The organism is Myxococcus sp. AB025B, from assembly GCF_006518215.1.
GTDB lineage: Bacteria > Myxococcota > Myxococcia > Myxococcales > Myxococcaceae > Myxococcus > Myxococcus fulvus.
This window is the reverse complement of the sequence record NZ_SRLW01000115.1, coordinates 1-17,492: the sequence shown is the minus strand read 5'-3', so window position 1 is coordinate 17,492 and position 17,492 is coordinate 1. Positions and strand designations below refer to the sequence as shown.

Annotated in this window: 18 protein-coding genes; 9 read left to right on the top strand and 9 right to left on the bottom strand. The window is 70.0% G+C overall.

What is annotated here, in order from left to right; translation table 11 throughout:
- The first annotated feature begins 50 nt into the window (after window positions 1-50).
- The 3 genes from FL311_RS20305 (at window position 51) to FL311_RS20295 (ending at window position 3,940) form a co-directional block, all read left to right on the top strand.
- Window positions 51-2,729, top strand: coding sequence for an RND family transporter (locus FL311_RS20305; protein WP_141327241.1), 2,679 nt, complete (start codon window positions 51-53; stop codon window positions 2,727-2,729).
- Between the two features lie 92 nt (window positions 2,730-2,821).
- Window positions 2,822-3,421 (top strand): MXAN_6521/LA_1396 family lipoprotein, encoded by a 600-nt coding sequence (locus FL311_RS20300; RefSeq protein ID WP_141327239.1) that lies wholly within the window; start codon window positions 2,822-2,824, stop codon window positions 3,419-3,421.
- Window positions 3,422-3,433: 12 nt separating this feature from the next.
- Window positions 3,434-3,940 carry an MgtC/SapB family protein gene (locus FL311_RS20295; protein ID WP_141327237.1) on the top strand — a complete coding sequence of 169 codons (507 nt, stop codon included), beginning with the start codon at window positions 3,434-3,436 and terminating at the stop codon, window positions 3,938-3,940.
- A 12-nt stretch (window positions 3,941-3,952) separates the two neighbouring features.
- Here FL311_RS20295 and FL311_RS20290 read toward each other — a convergent pair whose 3' ends face one another.
- The 7 genes from FL311_RS20290 to FL311_RS20260 form a co-directional block, all read right to left on the bottom strand.
- The gene (locus tag FL311_RS20290) at window positions 3,953-4,312 is read right to left on the bottom strand and encodes a hypothetical protein (RefSeq protein ID WP_228556980.1); all 360 of its coding nucleotides are present in this window, start codon (window positions 4,310-4,312) and stop codon (window positions 3,953-3,955) included.
- 86 nt (window positions 4,313-4,398) lie between these two features.
- On the bottom strand, window positions 4,399-6,219 hold the full coding sequence (gene ptsP / locus FL311_RS20285; protein ID WP_074953505.1) for a phosphoenolpyruvate--protein phosphotransferase: 1,821 nt from the start codon (window positions 6,217-6,219) through the stop codon (window positions 4,399-4,401).
- A gap of 46 nt (window positions 6,220-6,265) precedes the next feature.
- Entirely contained in the window at window positions 6,266-6,544 is a 279-nt protein-coding gene (locus FL311_RS20280) for an HPr family phosphocarrier protein (protein ID WP_141327235.1), read from the bottom strand.
- Window positions 6,545-6,565: 21 nt separating this feature from the next.
- Window positions 6,566-7,333, bottom strand: coding sequence for a PTS system mannose/fructose/sorbose family transporter subunit IID (locus tag FL311_RS20275; protein ID WP_141327233.1), 768 nt, complete (start codon window positions 7,331-7,333; stop codon window positions 6,566-6,568).
- Window positions 7,330-8,049 carry a PTS sugar transporter subunit IIC gene (locus FL311_RS20270; RefSeq protein WP_141327231.1) on the bottom strand — a complete coding sequence of 240 codons (720 nt, stop codon included), beginning with the start codon at window positions 8,047-8,049 and terminating at the stop codon, window positions 7,330-7,332. The genes FL311_RS20275 and FL311_RS20270 overlap by 4 nt, the downstream gene beginning before the upstream one ends.
- Window positions 8,050-8,053: 4 nt before the next feature.
- Entirely contained in the window at window positions 8,054-8,539 is a 486-nt protein-coding gene (locus FL311_RS20265) for a PTS sugar transporter subunit IIB (RefSeq protein ID WP_141327229.1), read from the bottom strand.
- Between the two features lie 33 nt (window positions 8,540-8,572).
- Window positions 8,573-8,992, bottom strand: a complete 420-nt coding sequence (locus FL311_RS20260) for a PTS sugar transporter subunit IIA (RefSeq protein WP_141327227.1) — start codon at window positions 8,990-8,992, stop codon at window positions 8,573-8,575.
- A 429-nt stretch (window positions 8,993-9,421) separates the two neighbouring features.
- On the opposite strand from FL311_RS20260, the gene FL311_RS20255 reads away from it, so the two are divergent.
- The 3 genes from FL311_RS20255 (at window position 9,422) to FL311_RS20245 (ending at window position 12,199) form a co-directional block, all read left to right on the top strand.
- On the top strand, window positions 9,422-9,913 hold the full coding sequence (locus FL311_RS20255; protein ID WP_141327226.1) for a peroxiredoxin: 492 nt from the start codon (window positions 9,422-9,424) through the stop codon (window positions 9,911-9,913).
- Window positions 9,914-10,402: 489 nt separating this feature from the next.
- On the top strand, window positions 10,403-11,509 hold the full coding sequence (locus FL311_RS20250) for a M35 family metallo-endopeptidase (protein WP_141327224.1): 1,107 nt from the start codon (window positions 10,403-10,405) through the stop codon (window positions 11,507-11,509).
- 120 nt (window positions 11,510-11,629) lie between these two features.
- The gene (locus FL311_RS20245) at window positions 11,630-12,199 is read left to right on the top strand and encodes a DUF1573 domain-containing protein (RefSeq protein WP_141327222.1); all 570 of its coding nucleotides are present in this window, start codon (window positions 11,630-11,632) and stop codon (window positions 12,197-12,199) included.
- Window positions 12,200-12,223: 24 nt separating this feature from the next.
- On the opposite strand, the gene FL311_RS20240 is transcribed toward FL311_RS20245, so the two are convergent.
- A complete protein-coding gene (locus tag FL311_RS20240) occupies window positions 12,224-13,144 on the bottom strand; it encodes an NAD+ kinase (RefSeq protein WP_141327220.1) in 921 nt (306 codons plus the stop codon).
- Between the two features lie 24 nt (window positions 13,145-13,168).
- Entirely contained in the window at window positions 13,169-14,182 is a 1,014-nt protein-coding gene (locus FL311_RS20235; protein WP_141327258.1) for an SPFH domain-containing protein, read from the bottom strand.
- Between the two features lie 214 nt (window positions 14,183-14,396).
- Between FL311_RS20235 and FL311_RS20230 the strand changes: the two genes are divergently transcribed.
- From FL311_RS20230 to FL311_RS20220, 3 genes are all read left to right on the top strand, one after another.
- The gene (locus tag FL311_RS20230; RefSeq protein ID WP_141327218.1) at window positions 14,397-15,104 is read left to right on the top strand and encodes a metallophosphoesterase family protein; all 708 of its coding nucleotides are present in this window, start codon (window positions 14,397-14,399) and stop codon (window positions 15,102-15,104) included.
- A gap of 164 nt (window positions 15,105-15,268) precedes the next feature.
- Window positions 15,269-15,985 (top strand): DUF1629 domain-containing protein, encoded by a 717-nt coding sequence (locus tag FL311_RS20225; RefSeq protein ID WP_141327217.1) that lies wholly within the window; start codon window positions 15,269-15,271, stop codon window positions 15,983-15,985.
- 119 nt (window positions 15,986-16,104) lie between these two features.
- Window positions 16,105-17,319 (top strand): serine/threonine-protein kinase, encoded by a 1,215-nt coding sequence (locus tag FL311_RS20220; RefSeq protein WP_228556978.1) that lies wholly within the window; start codon window positions 16,105-16,107, stop codon window positions 17,317-17,319.
- Window positions 17,320-17,492: the final 173 nt, after the last annotated feature.

Below are 17,492 nucleotides of genomic sequence, written 5' to 3'. Positions count from 1 at the left end.
GGTCATGCCGCGCTTCCGGGGCCGGGCGTTTGCCGCTAGGGTCGCCGCGAATGAGCGGCGCTCCTCGAAACCCGAACTCCCATTCCCGCTTCGCCTACAGCTTCGCGAGGCTCCTGGTCCGCCGGCCCGGCACCGTCCTGGCCGTGCTGCTGACGCTGCTGGCCATGTCCACCTGGGCCACGCTGCAGCTGCGCATCAACTCGAACCAGCTCGACCTCATCTCCCAGGACCTCCAGGAGGTGAAGGACGTCAAGCAGGTCATCGACATGGTGGGCGGCAGCGGCTTCCTGATGCTGGCCCTGCGCTCGACGGACGAGGCCGCCATGAAGCGCACGGCGGACGACATCGCCGGCATGCTCCAGGCGGACAAGGAGCACGTGCGCACCGTCAGCTACAAGCTGCCGGTCGAGTTCATCCAGCAGAACATGGTCCTCTTCGTGAAGACGGAGGACCTGGTGGAGGGCAAGCGCCGCATCATGGCCTTCCTCGAGGACAAGCTGCGCCGCAGCAACCCCTTCTACATCGACATGGGCGCCACGAAGCCCGTGGAGCTGAACCTCCAGGACCTGGTCGACAAGTACTCGTCCGTCGGCAAGAAGAGCATCCGCGACGACTACAACATCTCCGCCGACAAGAAGATGGTGCTCATCCTCATCAAGCCGATGTGGGACACCACGGAGATTGGCAAGACGAAGGACTACCTCGACAAGCTCAACAAGGACCTGGCCGCGTACTCCACGCAGGCCGGCAAGGTGAAGCTCGTCGAGGACTACAAGCGGATGGGCGACGCGAACACCATCGCCTACGGCTACACCGGCTCGTACAAGACGACGGTGGATGACTCGTTCGCGATTGAAGAGTCGCTCGAGCCCGTCACCATCATCGCGCTGGTCACCATCTTCCTCATCACCATCCTCTTCTTCCGGAAGCTGGCGCCCACGTTCATCGTGGTGAGCGGCACGGTGATTGGAACCCTCTACACGCTGGGCTTCACCTACGCGACGGTGGGTGAGCTCAACATGATCACGTCCATCCTGGGCGGCATCCTGATGGGCTTCGGCATCGACTACGGCATCCACTTCACCTTCCGCACGCGGTTGGAGCTGGGCGCGGGCAAGCCGTACGACGAGGCCATCGTGGACGCCTTCGTCAACGCGGGCCGCCCGGCGGCGGTGGCCGCGGTGGTGACGGGTGGCTCGTTCTTCGTGCTGATGGTGAGCGAGTTCCGCGGCTTCAGCCAGTTCGGCTTCCTGGCCGGCTGCGGCACGCTCATCCTGGGCCTGACGCTGTTCGTGTGGAGCGCGTCGCTCCTGGCGCTGTTCGGCCGCATCAACCCGGCGTGGCCCAAGAAGCTCATCGGCGAGATGAAGCCGCCGCCGACCAACTCCTCCAGCGGCCAGGAGCTGCGCATCCCCCGCCCCGGGCTGGTGCTGGGCGTGAGCACCGCGCTCGTCGCGCTCATCTGCGCGGCGGCCGTCCCCTGGGCCGGCACGGGCGAGCCCCCCGAGGGCGACCTGGGCTTCCTCGAGCGCGTGAAGCACGGCGTGGGCTTCAACTACAACACCCGCGCGCTCATCCCGGACGGCATGTCGTCGGTGTTGCTGCAGGACGAAATCAACGCCCGCTTCAACATCTCCAGCGACCCCATGGCCATCTACACCAAGGACCTGGACGAGGCGGAGGGCATCTACCGCGAGCTGACCGAGCACCCGGAGAAGTACCCGTCCATCGACCAGGTGGTGAGCGTCTTCACCTTCGTGCCGCCGGAAGCCACGGCCAAGGCCAACGAGAAGGTGCTCCAGGAGTGGAAGCAGGACATGGCGAACCTGGAGGCGCGCGGCTTCTCCATCGCCGCGCTGCCGCCGGAGATGCAGGAGAACGCCGCCTTCTTCATGAAGGTGCTCGACGCGAAGCCCTTCGACGTGCACGGCGTGCCGGCCAACTACAAGAGCCAGTTCCAGAACCTGCCCAGCGCGCAGCCGGAGAACCGCGGCTGGCTGACGTTCATCTACTCGAGCGTGGACCTGTTCGACGGCCAGAAGATGATGCAGTTCGCCGACGAGACGCGCGCCATCCCCGCCACCTACTACCCGGGCCGCTTCGACAAGGATGACTTCGACCCGAAGACGCCGACGGCGCAGAAGGAGTTCCGCGCCGCGGGCGCCACGCAGCTGTACGCGAAGCTGGCGCGCATCGTGCTCTGGGACGGCAAGGTCACGGTGGTGCTCACCGCGCTGTGGATCCTGGCGATGCACTTCCTGGACTTCCGCAACGCGAAGCTGGCGCTGGCGTCCGTGATTCCGCTGGGCGTGGGCGTGGCGATGATGCTGGGCATCATGTCGCTCATCGGCCTGCGGCTGAACTTCATGAACATCATCATCCTGCCCATCCTCCTGGGCTTCGGGGTGAGCCACGGCCTGTACCTGCTGCACCGCTTCCTGGAAGGCACCTCGCCGCTGGTCGCGCTCAGGAGCGTGGGCGCGGCGGTGGCGTCCTCCACGCTGACGGCCGTGGCGGGCTTCGCGGCGCTCCTGGCCGCGGCGCACAACGGCCTGCGCTCCATGGGCATGGTGGCCTGCATCGGCCTCATCACCACCCTGGTGGTGTCCTTCACCGTGCTGGCCGCGGTGATGCAGCTCATGCATGACCGCCGCAAGCGCGAGGCCTCGCCGGGCGACGGCACGGGCAGCGCCTCCGGCGGCGAGGATGGCTCGACGCGGGCGGCCTGAGCGCGGCGGGACGACATCGACATCACACAACCGCGCGGTAACGAGGCCCTCTTCTCCTTCGTGAGGAAAGGGGGCCGGGAGAGGGAGACATCATGAGGCTGATGCGATGGGCGCCCGTGCTCGGGCTGGGACTGCTCGCGGGCTGCTCCGCGGTGAAGAGCCACCGCGTGCGGCCGGACTACGCGCAGGTGGACCGCCAGCAGACCAAGCGGCTGGTGGTGGTGGCGCAGCCCCTGCCGGACGAGAAGCCCGCGGTGGGGGAGCTGTGGAGCCTCATCGCCCGCCAGTGGGTGAACCAGAACCGCGACTTCATCGTGAAGGACAACGTCGCGCTGCCGGGCCGCCCCACGGACACCACCTTCAAGGAGCTGTGCACCGAGGGCGTGGAGGGCGTGCTCTGGCTGGACCCCACCATCCAGTTGAAGGGCGACGGCGCGGAGGCCGAGGTGAAGGCGCAGCTCTTGCGCTGCCGTGACGGCGAGGAGGTCTGGGCGGCCCAGGCCGCGGGGAGCTGGGGCTCGCGCGACGAGGACTACGCGGCGCGGGTGCAGAAGTTCAGCCAGGAGCTGGGCGAGGAGGTGGCGCCGTACGTCGTGCCCACCACCAAGCTGCTCGCCGCCACGCTCGACACGCTGCCCAATCCCGAACTCACCGAAGCGGACAAGGACGAGAAAATCGAGCTGGGTGAGTAGGTTGCGCCCATCGTGGAGGAGAAGCTCATCGTCATGAGGCTGGGGGTCGCGGCGCTCTTGGGCGCCGTGCTCGGCCTGGAGCGCGAGCTCAACGGCCAGGCCGCGGGGCTGCGCACCCACATCATCGTGTCGCTGGGGGCGTGCCTGTTCACGCTCGCGGGCATCTTCGTCGAGACGTCCCTGGGGCAGGACTCGCCCAAGGGCTCGCAGGCGGACATCAGCCGCATCGCCAGCCAGGTGGTGGTGGGCATCGGCTTCCTGGGCGCGGGCGCCATCATCCGCGACCAGGGCCACGTGAAGGGGCTGACGACGGCGGCCAACCTGTGGCTCACCGCGTCCGTGGGGCTCGCGGTGGGCATGGGCTTCCACTGGGCGGCCGTCACCACGGTGGTCATCGCCCTGGTGGCGCTGGCGGGCCTGCGCCCCCTGGAGAAGGCCATCCGCGGGCACCGCGCCCGCCAGGGCCTGAAGGTGGAGGGCCGCGTCCCCGAGCCCTCGGAGGACGAGAGCCCGGAGTGAACGCGCCGCGCCCTACCTGTCCCAGTCCGCGGGGGCCGCGCCGAGCGCCCCCGTCAAGTCGTGCTGGAGGGGCACACGCCGGGCCACCTCGCCGCGCGCCGCCAGCACGTCCGGCCTGACGCCGGGCAGGCTGGCCAGGTCCTGGCGCAGGTACACGTCGTCGCGGTCGATGTCCGTCACGTCGGAGAAGGACACGCGGTAGTCGCGCGGGAAGTAGCTGCCCTTCTCGATGAGGAAGCCCGCCGCGTCCACGGCGGTGATGAGGCCCAGGTTCTCCCCATCCCGGTCCCTGGCCGTCATGCCCTTCTGGATGTCCGCTGGATTGAACACACCCGCCTCCCGAAGTCCGGTGCCGACCTGGAAGTTGGGCATGCCCGCCCTCTTCCGGCACGGGGCCCCTGCCCGGCGGGCGGGCAGCCAGGCCCTCGCCTCGCGCTCCAGGGAGTGCGAGGCGGGCCTCAGCCCGTGGTGCGTCCGGACGGCGTGTCGCCAGGGGACTCGTGGGCGGGCGCGGGCTCCGGCGTGTCGACGAAGCGCCGGTCCATCTCCGTGCGCATGAAGCGCTCGATCTCCTCGGCGGTGGTCAGCTCCATCGCCTCGCGCAGCAGCTCCGTCGCGTCCTTGCGGCCCACCCGGCGCAGGAAGCGTTTGACGGCCGGAATCTGCCCGGACGTCATGGACAGCTCGTCGAAGCCGAGCGCCAGCAGCACCAGCGTGTAGAGCGGGTCTCCCGCCATCTCCCCGCACATGGACACGGGGATGTTGGCCGCCTTGGCCGCGTGGACGATGGTCTCCAGCATGCGCAGCACCGACAGGTGCAGCGGACGGTAGAGGTAGGCCACCTCGCGGTTCTGGCGGTCGATGGCCAGCGAGTACTGGATGAGGTCGTTGGTCCCCACCGAGAAGAAGTCCGCCTCCTGCGCCAGCCGGTCGGCAATCATGGCCGCGCTGGGCGTCTCCACCATGATGCCCACCGGGAAGCGCTTGCCCACGGGCACGCCCGCGCGGCCCAGCTCGGTGCGGCACGCCTCCAGCTCGCTGCGGGCCTCGCGCAGCTCGCTCACCCCGCAGATGAGGGGGAACATCAGCCGCAGGTTGCCGTGCACGCTGGCGCGCAGGAGCGCGCGCAGCTGGACGCGGAACAGCTCCCGGTTGGACAGGCAGTAGCGGATGGCCCTCAGGCCCATCGCCGGGTTGGGCTCCTTCTCGTGCTTCGTCTTGCCCGGCACCTTGTCGCCGCCCAAATCCAGCGTGCGGATGGTGACGGGCTTGCCGCCCATGGCCTCCAGCACCTGCCGGTAGGCGCGGTAGTGCTCCTCCTCCGTGGGCGCCGTCTTGCGGTCCAGGAACATGAACTCGGTGCGGTACAGGCCGATGCCCTCCGCGCCGTGCGCCAGGAGGGACGGAATCTCCTCCAGGAACTCCATGTTGCCGTTGAGCCGGATGCGGAAGCCGTCGGTGCTCACCGCCTCCAGGTCCTTGGTGGCCAGCGCGAGCTGCTCGGCCTCCTGGTGGCGGCGCTGCTCCTCGCGGAAGCTCTGGAGCTGCTCCTCCGTGGGGTTCACCAGGATGATGCCCCGGGTGCCGTCCATGGCCACCAGGTCCCCGGGCGAAATCTGCTCGCTGGCGCGGCCGGCGCCCACCACCGCGGGCGTCTCCCGCGCGCGGGCGACGATGGCGGTGTGGCTCGTCTGGCCGCCCAGGTCCGTCACGAAGCCCGCCACGCGGCCGCTGCGCGCCATCAGCGACGCGTCCGCGGGCGGCAAATCATGCGCGACGACGATGGCCTCCGCGGGGACCTCCACCTCCTCGTCCACCACCTGGCCCATCAGGTTGCGGATGATGCGGTCCGCCACGTAGTCCACGTCCGAGCGGCGCTCGCGGAAGTACTCGTCCGGGATGTTGTCGAACAGGTGCTTTATCTTGCGGGCCACCCGCCGGACGGCCCACTCGGCGTTGATGCGGTCCTCGACGATGAGCTGGTTGACGGCGTCCACCAGCATCGGGTCGTGGAGCATCAGCCGGTGCGCCTCGAGGATGAGCGCGTGGTCGCTGCCCTCGGTGCGCGTAATCTGCTCCTTGAGCTCGGCAAGCTGGCGGTCCGACAGGTCCACCGCCGTCTTCATCCGCATCCGCTCGGGCTCGACCTCCGCCTCCGCCAGCCGCAGCTTGGGCGTGCGGATGCGCTTCCGGTCCAGGATGAAGGCGTGGCCGACCGCCACGCCGGGTGAGGCGCCGATGCCCATCAACCTCAGTGTGGGAGTGGCCTGGCTGCTCACGTGTCTTTCTTCCCTCCCCGTCCTACCGCATTTGCATTGTCATCCGTCACTTGGACTCGCCAAAACGGTCGGCGATGAGCTTTGCCAACTCCTGGAGACACGCGTCGGCGTCATCTCCCTTACAGGTCAGCTTCACCTGCACCCCCTGGGCGGCCGCCAGCATCAGCACCCCCATGATGGACTTGGCGTTGGCCCGCTGTCCCTGCGCCTCGATGAGCACGTCGCTCTTGAAGCGGTTGGCCACCTTGACCATCTGCGCCGCGGCCCGGGCGTGCAGCCCCAGCTCGTTGATGATCTCGTATGTTCCCTCGGCCACCGTTGCCATTCGCGACTCCTACCTCTCGTCTTAAAGGAAGGCACCCGCCGCGCAGGCCAGCGTCGCCGCGAGGTAGAGCACCACGTAGTTGGGCACCCGACGGCTGACCAGCACGTAGGATGCAACCCCCAGGGCCAGACACCCGGCCGCCAGGAAGGGCGCGTGCGCCCCGCCCGCGTTCGCCCCGAAGGACACCGCCAGCCACGCCGCCAGCCCGCCGGCGCACAGCGCCGCCACCGTCCGCAGCCGCGCCCCCCGGGCCGGCAGGTTGGCCTTCGCCACCGCCTCCACCAGCCGGTCCCCCAGGGTGAGCCCCAGCCAGTACAGCCTCACCCGGAGCAGCAGGTGCACCAGGTTGTAGAGCACCAGGAAGACGGGCACCGCCCACAGGCCCAGGAGCGGCACCAGCGCCGCCCCCACCGCGCCCGCCGCGGGCTTGAGCGACAGCCAGAAGAACCCGTCCCCCAGCGCCGCCAGCGGCCCCATCAGCGCCGCCTTGAAGGCCACCACCTTGTCCGGGGTCTCCTCCCCCCGACAGATGCGCTCCTCGTGGAAGACGACGCCGCCGACAATCGCCGCGGCGACGTAGGGGTGCGTGTTGAAGAAGACCAGGTGCCGGCGCACCGCCTCCTCGCGCGCGGCGCCCGCCGCGTACAGCCACTCGAGCGCGGGGAACACCGCGTAGGCCAGCCCCAGGTTCTGCATGCCCTTGGGGTTCCACGACGCCTGCAGGAAGAGCGAGCGCATGAAGACGCGCAGCAGCACTCCCCAGGGAAGCGTGGTGTCCGGAGCGCTCACGCGTCATGCCCCTGGAGCACGTACAGCACCACCGCCACCGTCACCGCCGCGGCGCCCAGGGCCGCGTACAGGGGCGCCCTCCGGGCGTGGCTGCCCTGCGCCGCGATGGCCGCCGCCACCGAGGCCATGGCCGGCCACGCCCACGCCAGCCCCCGCACCAGCATGGGCGGCAGCGACTGCAGCGCCGGCTCCACGAAGAAGCCCGCGAGCGCGCACAGGGCCGTCAGCACGCCGTACACCACGAAGTGCGGCCACATGCCCCACAGGTTCTGCCGCATGGCGCGCGTGAGGTTGCCGGCCTCCGCGGACGCCAGCGCCACGCGCGCCAGCCGGGCCGAGTAGCCCTCCAAGAGCCGGTCCGCGCGCCGCCCCACCCGGCCCATGCCGATGAACAGCAGCACCGCGAGCGACCAGATGGCCGGCGTGGAGCCCGCGCCCGAGGCCAGGGTAATGGTGCACGCCGCCGCGCTGGTGGCGGTGGCCGCCAGCGTGTCGTTCTCCGGCAGGGACGCGCCCAGGTTGGCGGTGCCCAGGAAGAACAGCTCCAGCAGGAGTCCCACGCCCAGGCCCGAGGGCACGTCGTTGAGCAAGAGCCCCATCACGGTGGAGGCCACCAGCGGACGCGACAGCATGGCCTGCAGGAACGCCTTGCGCTCCACGGCCACCAGTCCGCCCCACAACCCCGCGAGCGCCACCTGGGTCCAGAGGACGCTCACGTGTTCACCCGGCCTTCACCCACCGCTCGGAGAGGTCCGGCAGATCCACGGGCTTCTCCGCGGGGACGGCGCGGGCCTCCACGCGCACGCCCTGCTCGGCCAGCTGCTGCAGCGTGCGCAGCTCCGCCTCGGCCAGGAACACGGAGGGGGACACCTGCCGGCGCCCCGTGCCGAAGTGCACGTTGCCCAGGTTGAGCTCGCCCAGGGAGAGCCCGTGCGCGTACGCGAAGGGCACCGAGGCCACGTCGCGCAGGAGCACCAGCGTGCGCACCCCGTCCTTGGACAGGGCGGCGAAGTCCACCTGGGACAGGGGGAGGATCTGCACCTCGATGGCGCTCTGCACCGCGAGCGCCATGGCGGCGCGGATGAGCGGGCTGGAGGCCGCCTCGTCATCCGCGACGACGACGCGGGAGACCTTGAGGTGCGGCAGCCAGGCCTCGACGACCTGGCCGTGGATGAGGCGGTTGTCGACGCGGACCAGGGTGATCACAGCCGTCTCGAATCGCCGACCCGCGCCACTTGGTCAAGTTCGCGGCTGCTGGGCCTCGCGAAGCAGGGCGGAGGCACAGGTGATGTTGCGCTGACCATAGGACGCGAGCTGGTTGGCCATCTCCGGGAGGGTCATCTGCTCGGAGCGAAGCGAGTTGGCCTTGAGGAGCATGGGCAGGTTGACGCCCGCCAGGACCTCCAGATTCATGCGCTGACACATCATCAGCGACTCCTTGCAGGGCGTACCTCCGAACAGGTCCGCGAGGATGATGACGCCATCACCCGTGTCCACGCGCGACACCGCCTGCTTCATCTTCGCGCGGAGGTCCTCGACGGGAGTCCCCGGCTCGATGTTGCAGGTTGCCACCGCGGGGAGCTTCCCCACGATCTGTTCCGCGGTGGAGACCAGCTCCTCCGCCAAACGCCCGTGCGATGCGACGACGAGGCCGACCATGTTCACTCCTGACCAACCCCCCGAGGCTGCGTCCTACGCCTGAACGGCATCTTGCGCAACCTCGGCGAAAGTTTCCGCCCTGTACCCGTAGCTAAGCTCTCACGTCTTGTCTCGAAAGGTAAGACGCCATTGCTTCCCGTGCCCGAAATTTCGGGTCCGGCCGCGCGCAGGGCTGTCGCCTGCCGGACGTGGGAGCAACACCCGCTGCCCCCACGCTGATTCAGATGCGGTGGAAGTATCGCGGATGCGTGCGGCGCGGTTGCGCGTGACACCGCGCCCACGCGCTCTCTCGGAAAGCGAGGGGGCAGGCTGTGCACCCCGTGCGTGTTGGCGCTCGTCCGCAAGCTCGCCCCTCCCTCGGGGGCATGGTTGACTGACGCGCCGACGGCACGGCGCTGTAGCACCGGGTGCGTGCGGGAGGAGCCAAGCGTGGCGAAGAACAAGCTGCTGAAGCAGGGCGATGTGCTGCCGGACGTGACGCTGACGGGCGCGGGCAACCAGCCGGTGCGCCTCAAGGACCTGGTGGGGCAGAAGGTGCTCGTCGTCTACTTCTACCCGCGCGACGACTCACCGGGTTGCACGGTGCAGGCCTGCGGGTTGAGGGACCAGTACGAGGACTTCGTCGCGGCGGGCGCGGAGGTGGTGGGCATCAGCGGCGACTCGGTGGCGTCCCACCAGGGCTTCGCCGCCAAGCACCGCCTGCCCTTCGTGCTGCTGAGCGACGAGAAGGGCCAGGCGCGCGAGGCCTTCGGCGTGGGCGCGTCGTTCCTCGGCATGCTGCCCGGCCGCGTCACCTTCGTGGTGGACCGCCAGGGCATCGTCCAGGACAGCTTCGAATCCCAGCTTCGCGTGGGCGAGCATGTGCGCCGCGCGCTGGAGCTCGTCCGCTCGCTCGCCTCCAAGAGCGCCGCTGCTCCCTGAGCCACGACGCAACCCCTGCACGCGCGCGTGAGGGCCGATACCGCGGCCGCACGCGCGCGTCCCAGGCGCGAACACCTTGCGCGGGCCCTGATGGCGCGCGCCCCCCCGGGCCCGCTTCAACCGCGCGAAGTGCATGGGGTTTCCCGCCCGGACAGGTCATGGCCCACGCCTTGCTCATGGGTCCGGGTGCCACGCGACGGACGCGCGGCGCCACGCAAGGACCCCAGGCCATGAACACCCAGACTGAAAGCCTCTACGACGCCGTCCTCTTCGCGCTCGGCCCCGTGGTGCTCGGGTACGCCGTCGGCATGGTGGCGCTGCTCGTCGCCTACGCGCGCCCGTAGCCACCCGACATGTCGGGCCTGGACGGGGTGGAGTGAACGGAGCTATAAGCTGAATAGCGCGACAGGACCGCATTCTCCGAATGAGGACCGTCGCGCGCTCCGCGAAGTCACTCCCCAAAGCAATCCCCGAAAGGAAGTCCCCGACATGAGCTTCAGCTCAGGTGGTCGCCTCAATGGGTGGATGGGTGCCGTTGTCAGCGTGTCGCTGTTGGCGGCGTGTGGTGCGCCGGACGAGCGTGCGGGAGAAACGCCCACCGCGGGCGAGAGCGCGCGTGACGCGGTCGCGGGCGATGTGGCGGTGAAGCTGTCGGTGCCGAGCCAGTCCTACGCGGCGCGCGAGGGCGTCAACGTGCAGGTGACGCTCACCAACGTGTCGCGGGACACGGTGCGGGTGCTCAAGTGGCACACGCCGACGGACGGCATCAAGGAGGACCTGTTCCAGGTGACGGTGGACGGGCAGAAGGCGGAGTACAACGGCCGTCACTACAAGTGGGCCACGCCGGCGACGACGGACTTCCTGCGCCTGGCGGCCGGAGAGAGCGTCTCCTACACGGTGGACCTGGCCACTATCTACGACTTCGCGAAGACGGGCAGCTACAGCATCCGCTACGACTCGGAGGGCCACCACTCGGACGAGGGCCACCAGGGCCTGTCGCAGCTGGCCTCCGACAGCCTGAGCGTGTTCGTGGAGGGCCGTCAGTTCCAGCCGCCCGTCGCCTGGGGCAGCGACACCGTCTCCGCGCAGGCGCTGTCCACGTCGAGCTGCACGGGCTCGCGCCCGGCCTCCACGGTGTCGACGGCGTTCACCACCGCGCAGTCGATGACGAACGGCGCCGTCAACTACCTGAACGGCACCATCGGCCAGCGCTACACCACGTGGTTCGGCACGAACACCGCGACGAACGTGGCCACCATCCGGTCGCACTTCGCGGCCATCAAGAACGCATTCGACACGAAGAACGTCGTCGTCGACTGCGCGTGCACGGACAGCGCCTACGCGTACGTCTACAAGAACGGGCACTACCGCATCTACGTGTGCAACGCCTTCTGGAGCGCCCCCATGTCCGGCACGGACTCCAAGGGCGGCACGCTGGTCCACGAGATGAGCCACTTCACCGTCGTGGCGGACACGGATGACCACGCCTACGGCCAGAGCGCGTGCCGCAGCCTGGCGACGTCCAACTCCGCGCGCGCCCGCGACAACGCGGACAGCCACGAGTACTTCGCGGAGAACACGCCCGCGCTGCCGTGACAGCGCGCCGTTGACATGATGTGAAGGGGAAGCGGGGGCGCGGCCGGGCGTCCCCGCTTTCTTTTTTGTCGAGGGGCGCGCCTCTCGCGCTCCCGGAGCGAAGGGCGGAGGGTCCAACACATGAAGCACGCACACGCAGGTCGCATCGCGCTCTTGACCGCGGCCATCGCCGTGGCGGGCTGCGCGGCCCGCAAGGAAGAGGCGCCGCCGCCAGTCGACGCGCGGCCCGAGGAGACGGCAGCCATGGCGAAGAAGACGTTGGAGTGCTCGCTGAGCGCGCCCGCCCAGGTGAAGGCGGGCGAGCCGGTGGAGGTGCGCTTCAAGCTCACCAACACCTCCGAGCAGCCGGTGTACGTGCTCAAGTGGCACACGCCGCTGGAGGGCGTCCGCAACAACTTCTTCAGGGTGACGCTCGCGGGCTCCGCCACGGAGCAGCCCTACCTGGGCCCCATGGTCAAGCGCGGGCCGCCGGACGCGTCCTCCTACGCCACGCTCGCCCCGGGCGCGTCGGAGGAGCGCAGCGTCGACGTGGCGCAGGTGTATGGCGTCCAGACGCCGGGCACCTACCGCATCCACTTCGAGGGCCCGCTGATGGACGTCACCACGGACGCGGCGAAGGTGCCCGCCCTCAACGGCGAGTTCCACGACACCGCGGTGGACTGCCCCGACATCGAAGTGACGGTGACCTGACCCGGAGCCGGGCGCGCGCGGCCCTCAGGCCATCACCAGCCGCGCGCGCTGCTTCGCCGGACGGATGTGGGCGCGGGCCCCCGCGCCGAACGCGAGGAAGTCCTCCTCCATCCCGTCGCTGAAGATGACGCCCCCCGACGGCATCCGCGACTCCAGCACCAGCTCCTGCTCGGGCGTCACGAAGCCGCCCACCAGCTCCGCGCTCGAGTTGCGGCTGACGAAGGGCTCGCGCACCACGAAGGCCAGCCGGGGCTCCTCCCACGACAGCCGCCACTCCCCGCCCGGCACCCCGCCCGTGCGCGCGGTGAGCGCCCGCGCCAGCGTGAAGACGGAGGACAGCCACCCGCTGGAGCCCGCGCCGGTGGACACCAGCACCCCGCTGGACGACTGCGCCTCCTGCTGTCCCCCGTGGCTCAGCCGGTAGCGCGCCGACACGTGCGTCCTGGCGCCGATGAACAGGTCGTTGAACGCGAGCAGCCGCTGCCCGTCCTCCAACCGCGCCTCCGCCAGCGTGACGCCGCGCGTGCGCGCCTTGCCCTCCAGCACCTTGCGCACCGCGGCCCGTGCCTGCGGGACTTCATAGGGCAACAGCACGCCGTCGAAGCGGTCCGGGTCCGGGTTCACGCCCACCAGCGGCTGCTCCCCCACGTACTTGGCCACGTTCGCCACCAGCCCGTCCTGCCCGGCGACGACCACCACCTCCTTCCCGGTGAAGAGGAAGGTGGGCACCAGGCTCCGGTCCACCTGCTGCACCGGCAGCCCCACGTCCAGCGAGTCGCGCAGCCGGTCCACCGCGCGCGCATAGGCCTGGTCCTCGCGCTCGAACTCGTCGAAGTCCTGCCCCGCGTTCTCCACGTAGAACTTGGCCTGCTTCTTCGTGTTGAAGCGCTCCACCAGCCCCGCCAGCCGCGTGCGGCGGGTGACCAGGAGAATCTTCTCGAACATGGCGTGCCCTCCCCTCGGGTGGCTTCAGCGCTCGCGGCCGGGCGACGGCGCGCGCGGCGCGGAGACCTGCGGCGGCTTGCTCCCCGCACCAGCGCTCATCAGCGAGTGGAGCAGGTCCGGCGACACGTTCAGCTCGCCGATGCGCTGCGCGTTCTCCGCCATCTCCCGGAAGGCGAGCGCGATGTTGAGCGCGGGGTCCCCGCCGCTCGCCGAGGTGGCCATCAGCGTCTTCCAGTCCACGCCGCGCACGGGGGCCAGCGTCTTCTCCAGCGCGTAGGCGCGCGCGTCCGCGGCCTGCTTCTCGTTCTGGGTCCACCGCTCCATCAGGGCCGCGCGCTGCTCCTCCACCGCGATGTCCGCCGCCATCTTCGCCTCACGCAGCTGCCGCTGGCGCTCCTGCACGGCCAGCTCCGTGGCCAGCTCGCTCTCCTTGATGCGCCGCTCCTGCTCCACCGCGGCGTTGCGGCGCGCGTAGATGGCCTCGTCCGCCTGGCGCTGCAGCCCCTCGCGCGCCTCCGCCTCCAGGGCCCGCGCCATCTCCGGCGTCGGCTTGGCGGACAAGAGCGAGAACGCCATCACCTCCACCCCCAGCGCGCGGATGGGCTCGGCCGAGGCGAGCGACACGAGCACCTGGTCCTCAATCGTCTGCGCGCTCACCAGCACCTCGCGCAAGCTCAGGCCCTGCACCACCGTGCGCGCCCGCACCTGGGCCACCTGCACCAGCCGCTCCGGCAGCTTCTCCGGGTCCTCCGAGCGGTAGCGCCCCGACGCCGACAGCGAGTAGTCCAACAACCCCGCGAGCTTGCGCGCGTCCGCCACCCGGTACGTCAGCTGCCCCTGCAGCGTCACCGCCTGGAAGTCCCGCGTCACCTCGTTGAACACGAAGGGCACGTCCGCGCTCGACAGGGGCACGCTCACCAGCGTCGCGGACGGCTTCCAGTAGAAGAACGACAGCCCCGCCCCCTCCCGCACCATCCGTCCCCCCTCGAACTGCATCACGTACGACGTCGGTGCCGCCTTCATGTAGCCGATGACCATGGGGTCCACCCCTCGATGCTTCGCCACTTCGTGTTATTTCGACACCATTATTAGTGTCCAATCAACACGAAGACAACCCGAAGTGTGACCGGCGGTGGAAGAGTCCCGGAGGTGGGGAACATCCGCGCGGCGACAGGGCCCGCGGATTTGGTGGCGCGACGCGGGGGCCGTGCGCAGCCTTGCGGGGCAACCCGGGTGAGGAACAGGGCACGCCATGCGCATCGCGGTGATTTCGGACCTGCACCTGGGCAGACGCGACGTGGCGGACCACTTCGGCCACGAGGACACGGCCTTCCTGCGCTTCCTGCGGGGGCTGGAGGACGACTTCGAGCGCATCATCCTCCTGGGGGACATCTTCGAGACGCTCACCTCCAGGACCCCGGGACGCCAGGCGGCCGAGCTGGCGGCCGCTCGCGCCGCCCATCCGGAGCTGGTCCGGCGCTTCTCCCAGCCCCAGTACCACTACATCCACGGCAACCACGACCTGGTGGCGGGCACGGTGCTGGGGGCGCCCGAGCAGCTGGTCCTGGAGGCGGACGGGGTGCGGATGCTCTTCACCCACGGTCACCACCACGACTGGGTCATCCGCAAGGCACGCTGGCTGTCGGAGGCCGCGGTGTGGACGGGCGCGTGGCTCCGGCGCATGCGGCTGCACGCGATGTTCCGCATGTTCCAGGCGCTGGACGTCCGGTTGACGCACGCGACGCCGGACCCGGAGCGCTGCACCTTCCAGCGCTGGGCCCTGGCGCGGGCCCACGAGCAGCAGGCGGACGTCGTCGTCACCGGCCACACCCACCTGGGCATGAAGGTGGAGCACGGCAGCCGGCTGTTCCTCAACAGCGGCACCTGCTCGGAGGGCCGGTTCTCCTTCCTCAGCCTGGACACCCGCGCGGGCCGCTACGCGCTGCACACCTCCTGGTAGGCCGCCCGGCCCAGGAGGCGGGCGAAGAGGCGCCCTCACGTTCCGCTCGCCCCCACCCGGCAGGTGCGAAGTAACATCGGCGGATGTTCAGGCGGCTCACCCAGGCGCTCCGGCTGCTCGCGCGGCGCATTCCGGGTCCGGCCTCCCCCGAAGGGACTCCACGCATGGGCGCGGCACCTTCCGAGGAGACTCCGGACAGGCCCCGCCGTGCGTCCGCCGCGCGGCGAGCGCCCCCGCGGACGGCCCGCGCCGCCCGCTACTTCGACCTGCACGACGACTTCCGCCACCCAGCCCGCCGGGAGCTGAGCGACCCGGTGTCCGTGGAGGGGCGGAAGATGGACTCCGTCTGGTTCTTCACCTCGGGGGCCCCGGTGCTCCAGCGGGGGCGGCTGAAGCTCACCGTCGAGCCCCCGGGGCGGCCCCTGGACTTCTCGCTGGCCGGTGCGGGGCTCACCCCCGTGGTCCACGCCACCGTGGCCTCCGTCTTCCGGGAGCTGGCCCCGGACGACGTGCAGCTGCTCCCCGTGGAGGTGGAGGGCGAGAGCGAGCCGTACTTCATCCTCGTCGCCACCCGGCTGATGCGCTGTATCGACGAGCGCGGCTGCGCGGAGGTCGCCCACTACACCGCCCAGGACGCCCCTCCCGAGCGCGTGGGCCACTACCGCACCGTGAAGGGCCTGCGCATCGACCCGGAGAAGACCGGCGGCGCCCGCGTCCTGCGCACCTGGGGCTGGCCCGTCAGCCTCATCGTCTCCGAGGGCATCAAAGAGGCCCTGGAGCACGCGGGCGTCAGCGGCGCGCGCTTCGCCGAGGTGACCAGGCCGCCCCCCGCCCGACGCAAACCCCGCCGCAAGAGCCGGCGCAAACCGCGCGGCGAATGACCCACCGGCCCCCGACGCTCGAGACGCCCGCCTGGCTGATACTCCGAGAGTCACGAACTTGAGGGGTAGTCAGACGGAATGTATCTTTCTCGCCTTACAGGTTTTTACCGAGGCGACCGTTGGACAGGCTCGACGTGCCGGTGCCGGCCCCCGTGGAAGAGGCCTTCTTCGGGAAGTACAGAATCCTCCAGCGGCTGGCCGCGGGGGGGATGGCGCACATCTTCCTGGCCTCCATCGACGGTCCGGACGGCTTCTCCAAGCCGTGTGTCATCAAGCGGGTGCTGCCGGAGTACGCCAACCTGGAGGCGTTCAGCCGGATGTTCGCGGACGAGGCGAAGGTGGCCGCGCTGCTGACGCATCCGAACATCGTGCAGGTCTTCGACTTCGGGAAGATTGATGGCCAGTACTACCTGGCCATGGAGTGGATCCAGGGCCAGTCGCTGGACCGGGTGCTGCGGCACGCGTGGAAGTCGGCGTTCCCCCTGGGGCAGCGGGTGGCGGTGGACGTGGGCATCGCGGTGGCGGACGCGCTGGCGTACGCGCACTCGAAGACGCTGCCGGACGGCACGCCGCTGAAGCTGGTGCACCGGGACGTGACGCCGGGCAACGTGCTGGTGTCGCGTGACGGCATCGTCAAGCTGGCGGACTTCGGCATCGTCAAGAGCGCGGTCAACGTGGAGCGCACGAGCGTCGGGGTGGTGAAGGGCAAGTACGCGTACATGTCCCCGGAGCAGATAACGAACCGGGAGCTGGACCACCGCTCGGACCTGTTCTCGCTGGGCATCGTCCTCTACGAGGCCTCCACCGGCAAACGCCTGTTCAAGCGCGAGACGGTGGAGCAGACCATCGTCGCCGCCACCCAGGTGCAGGTGACGCCTCCGTCACAGGTGTCACCGGGCTTCGCGCCGGAGCTGGAGCGCATCATCCTGCGGCTGCTGGAGAAGGAGCCGGACGCGCGCTACCAGAGCGCTCGCGAGCTGGCGATGGACCTGGAGCGCTTCCGCGCGTCGCGGCACTGGACGTCGGGCGGGCGCGAGCTGGCGTCGCTGGTGACGTCGCTGTTCCCCGCGGACCGCCCCGGGAGCACGGGCGCGGCGCTGGCCGCCTTCAGCGGGGCCTCCGGCAGCGGCATGTCCTCCGGGCACATGTCCCCCCTGGACGACGTGCCGGGCGCGCGGCCCGGGCCTCCGGTGGAGGAGCGCACGTCGGCCACGGTGCACAGCCCGCCTCCCGGGCCCCTGCCCGTGGGCGAGCCGGCCTTTCCCTGGCCCGTGGTCCTGACGGCCGGAGCCGCCATCTGTGCCAGTGCCCTGTTCTGGTACTTCGTCGCCTGAGGGTGACGGCCTTCGCGCCGGGGTGGACGCGGCGGTGAGACCGAGAAGCGGATGAAACAGAAGACCTGGATTGCCGTCATCGTCGTCGGAACGCTCGCCATCAACGCCATGGCGTACGTGGTGGTGCGCAAGCGCCGCGCGTCGGACGTGCCTCCCCCTCCTCCCGTCTCGGG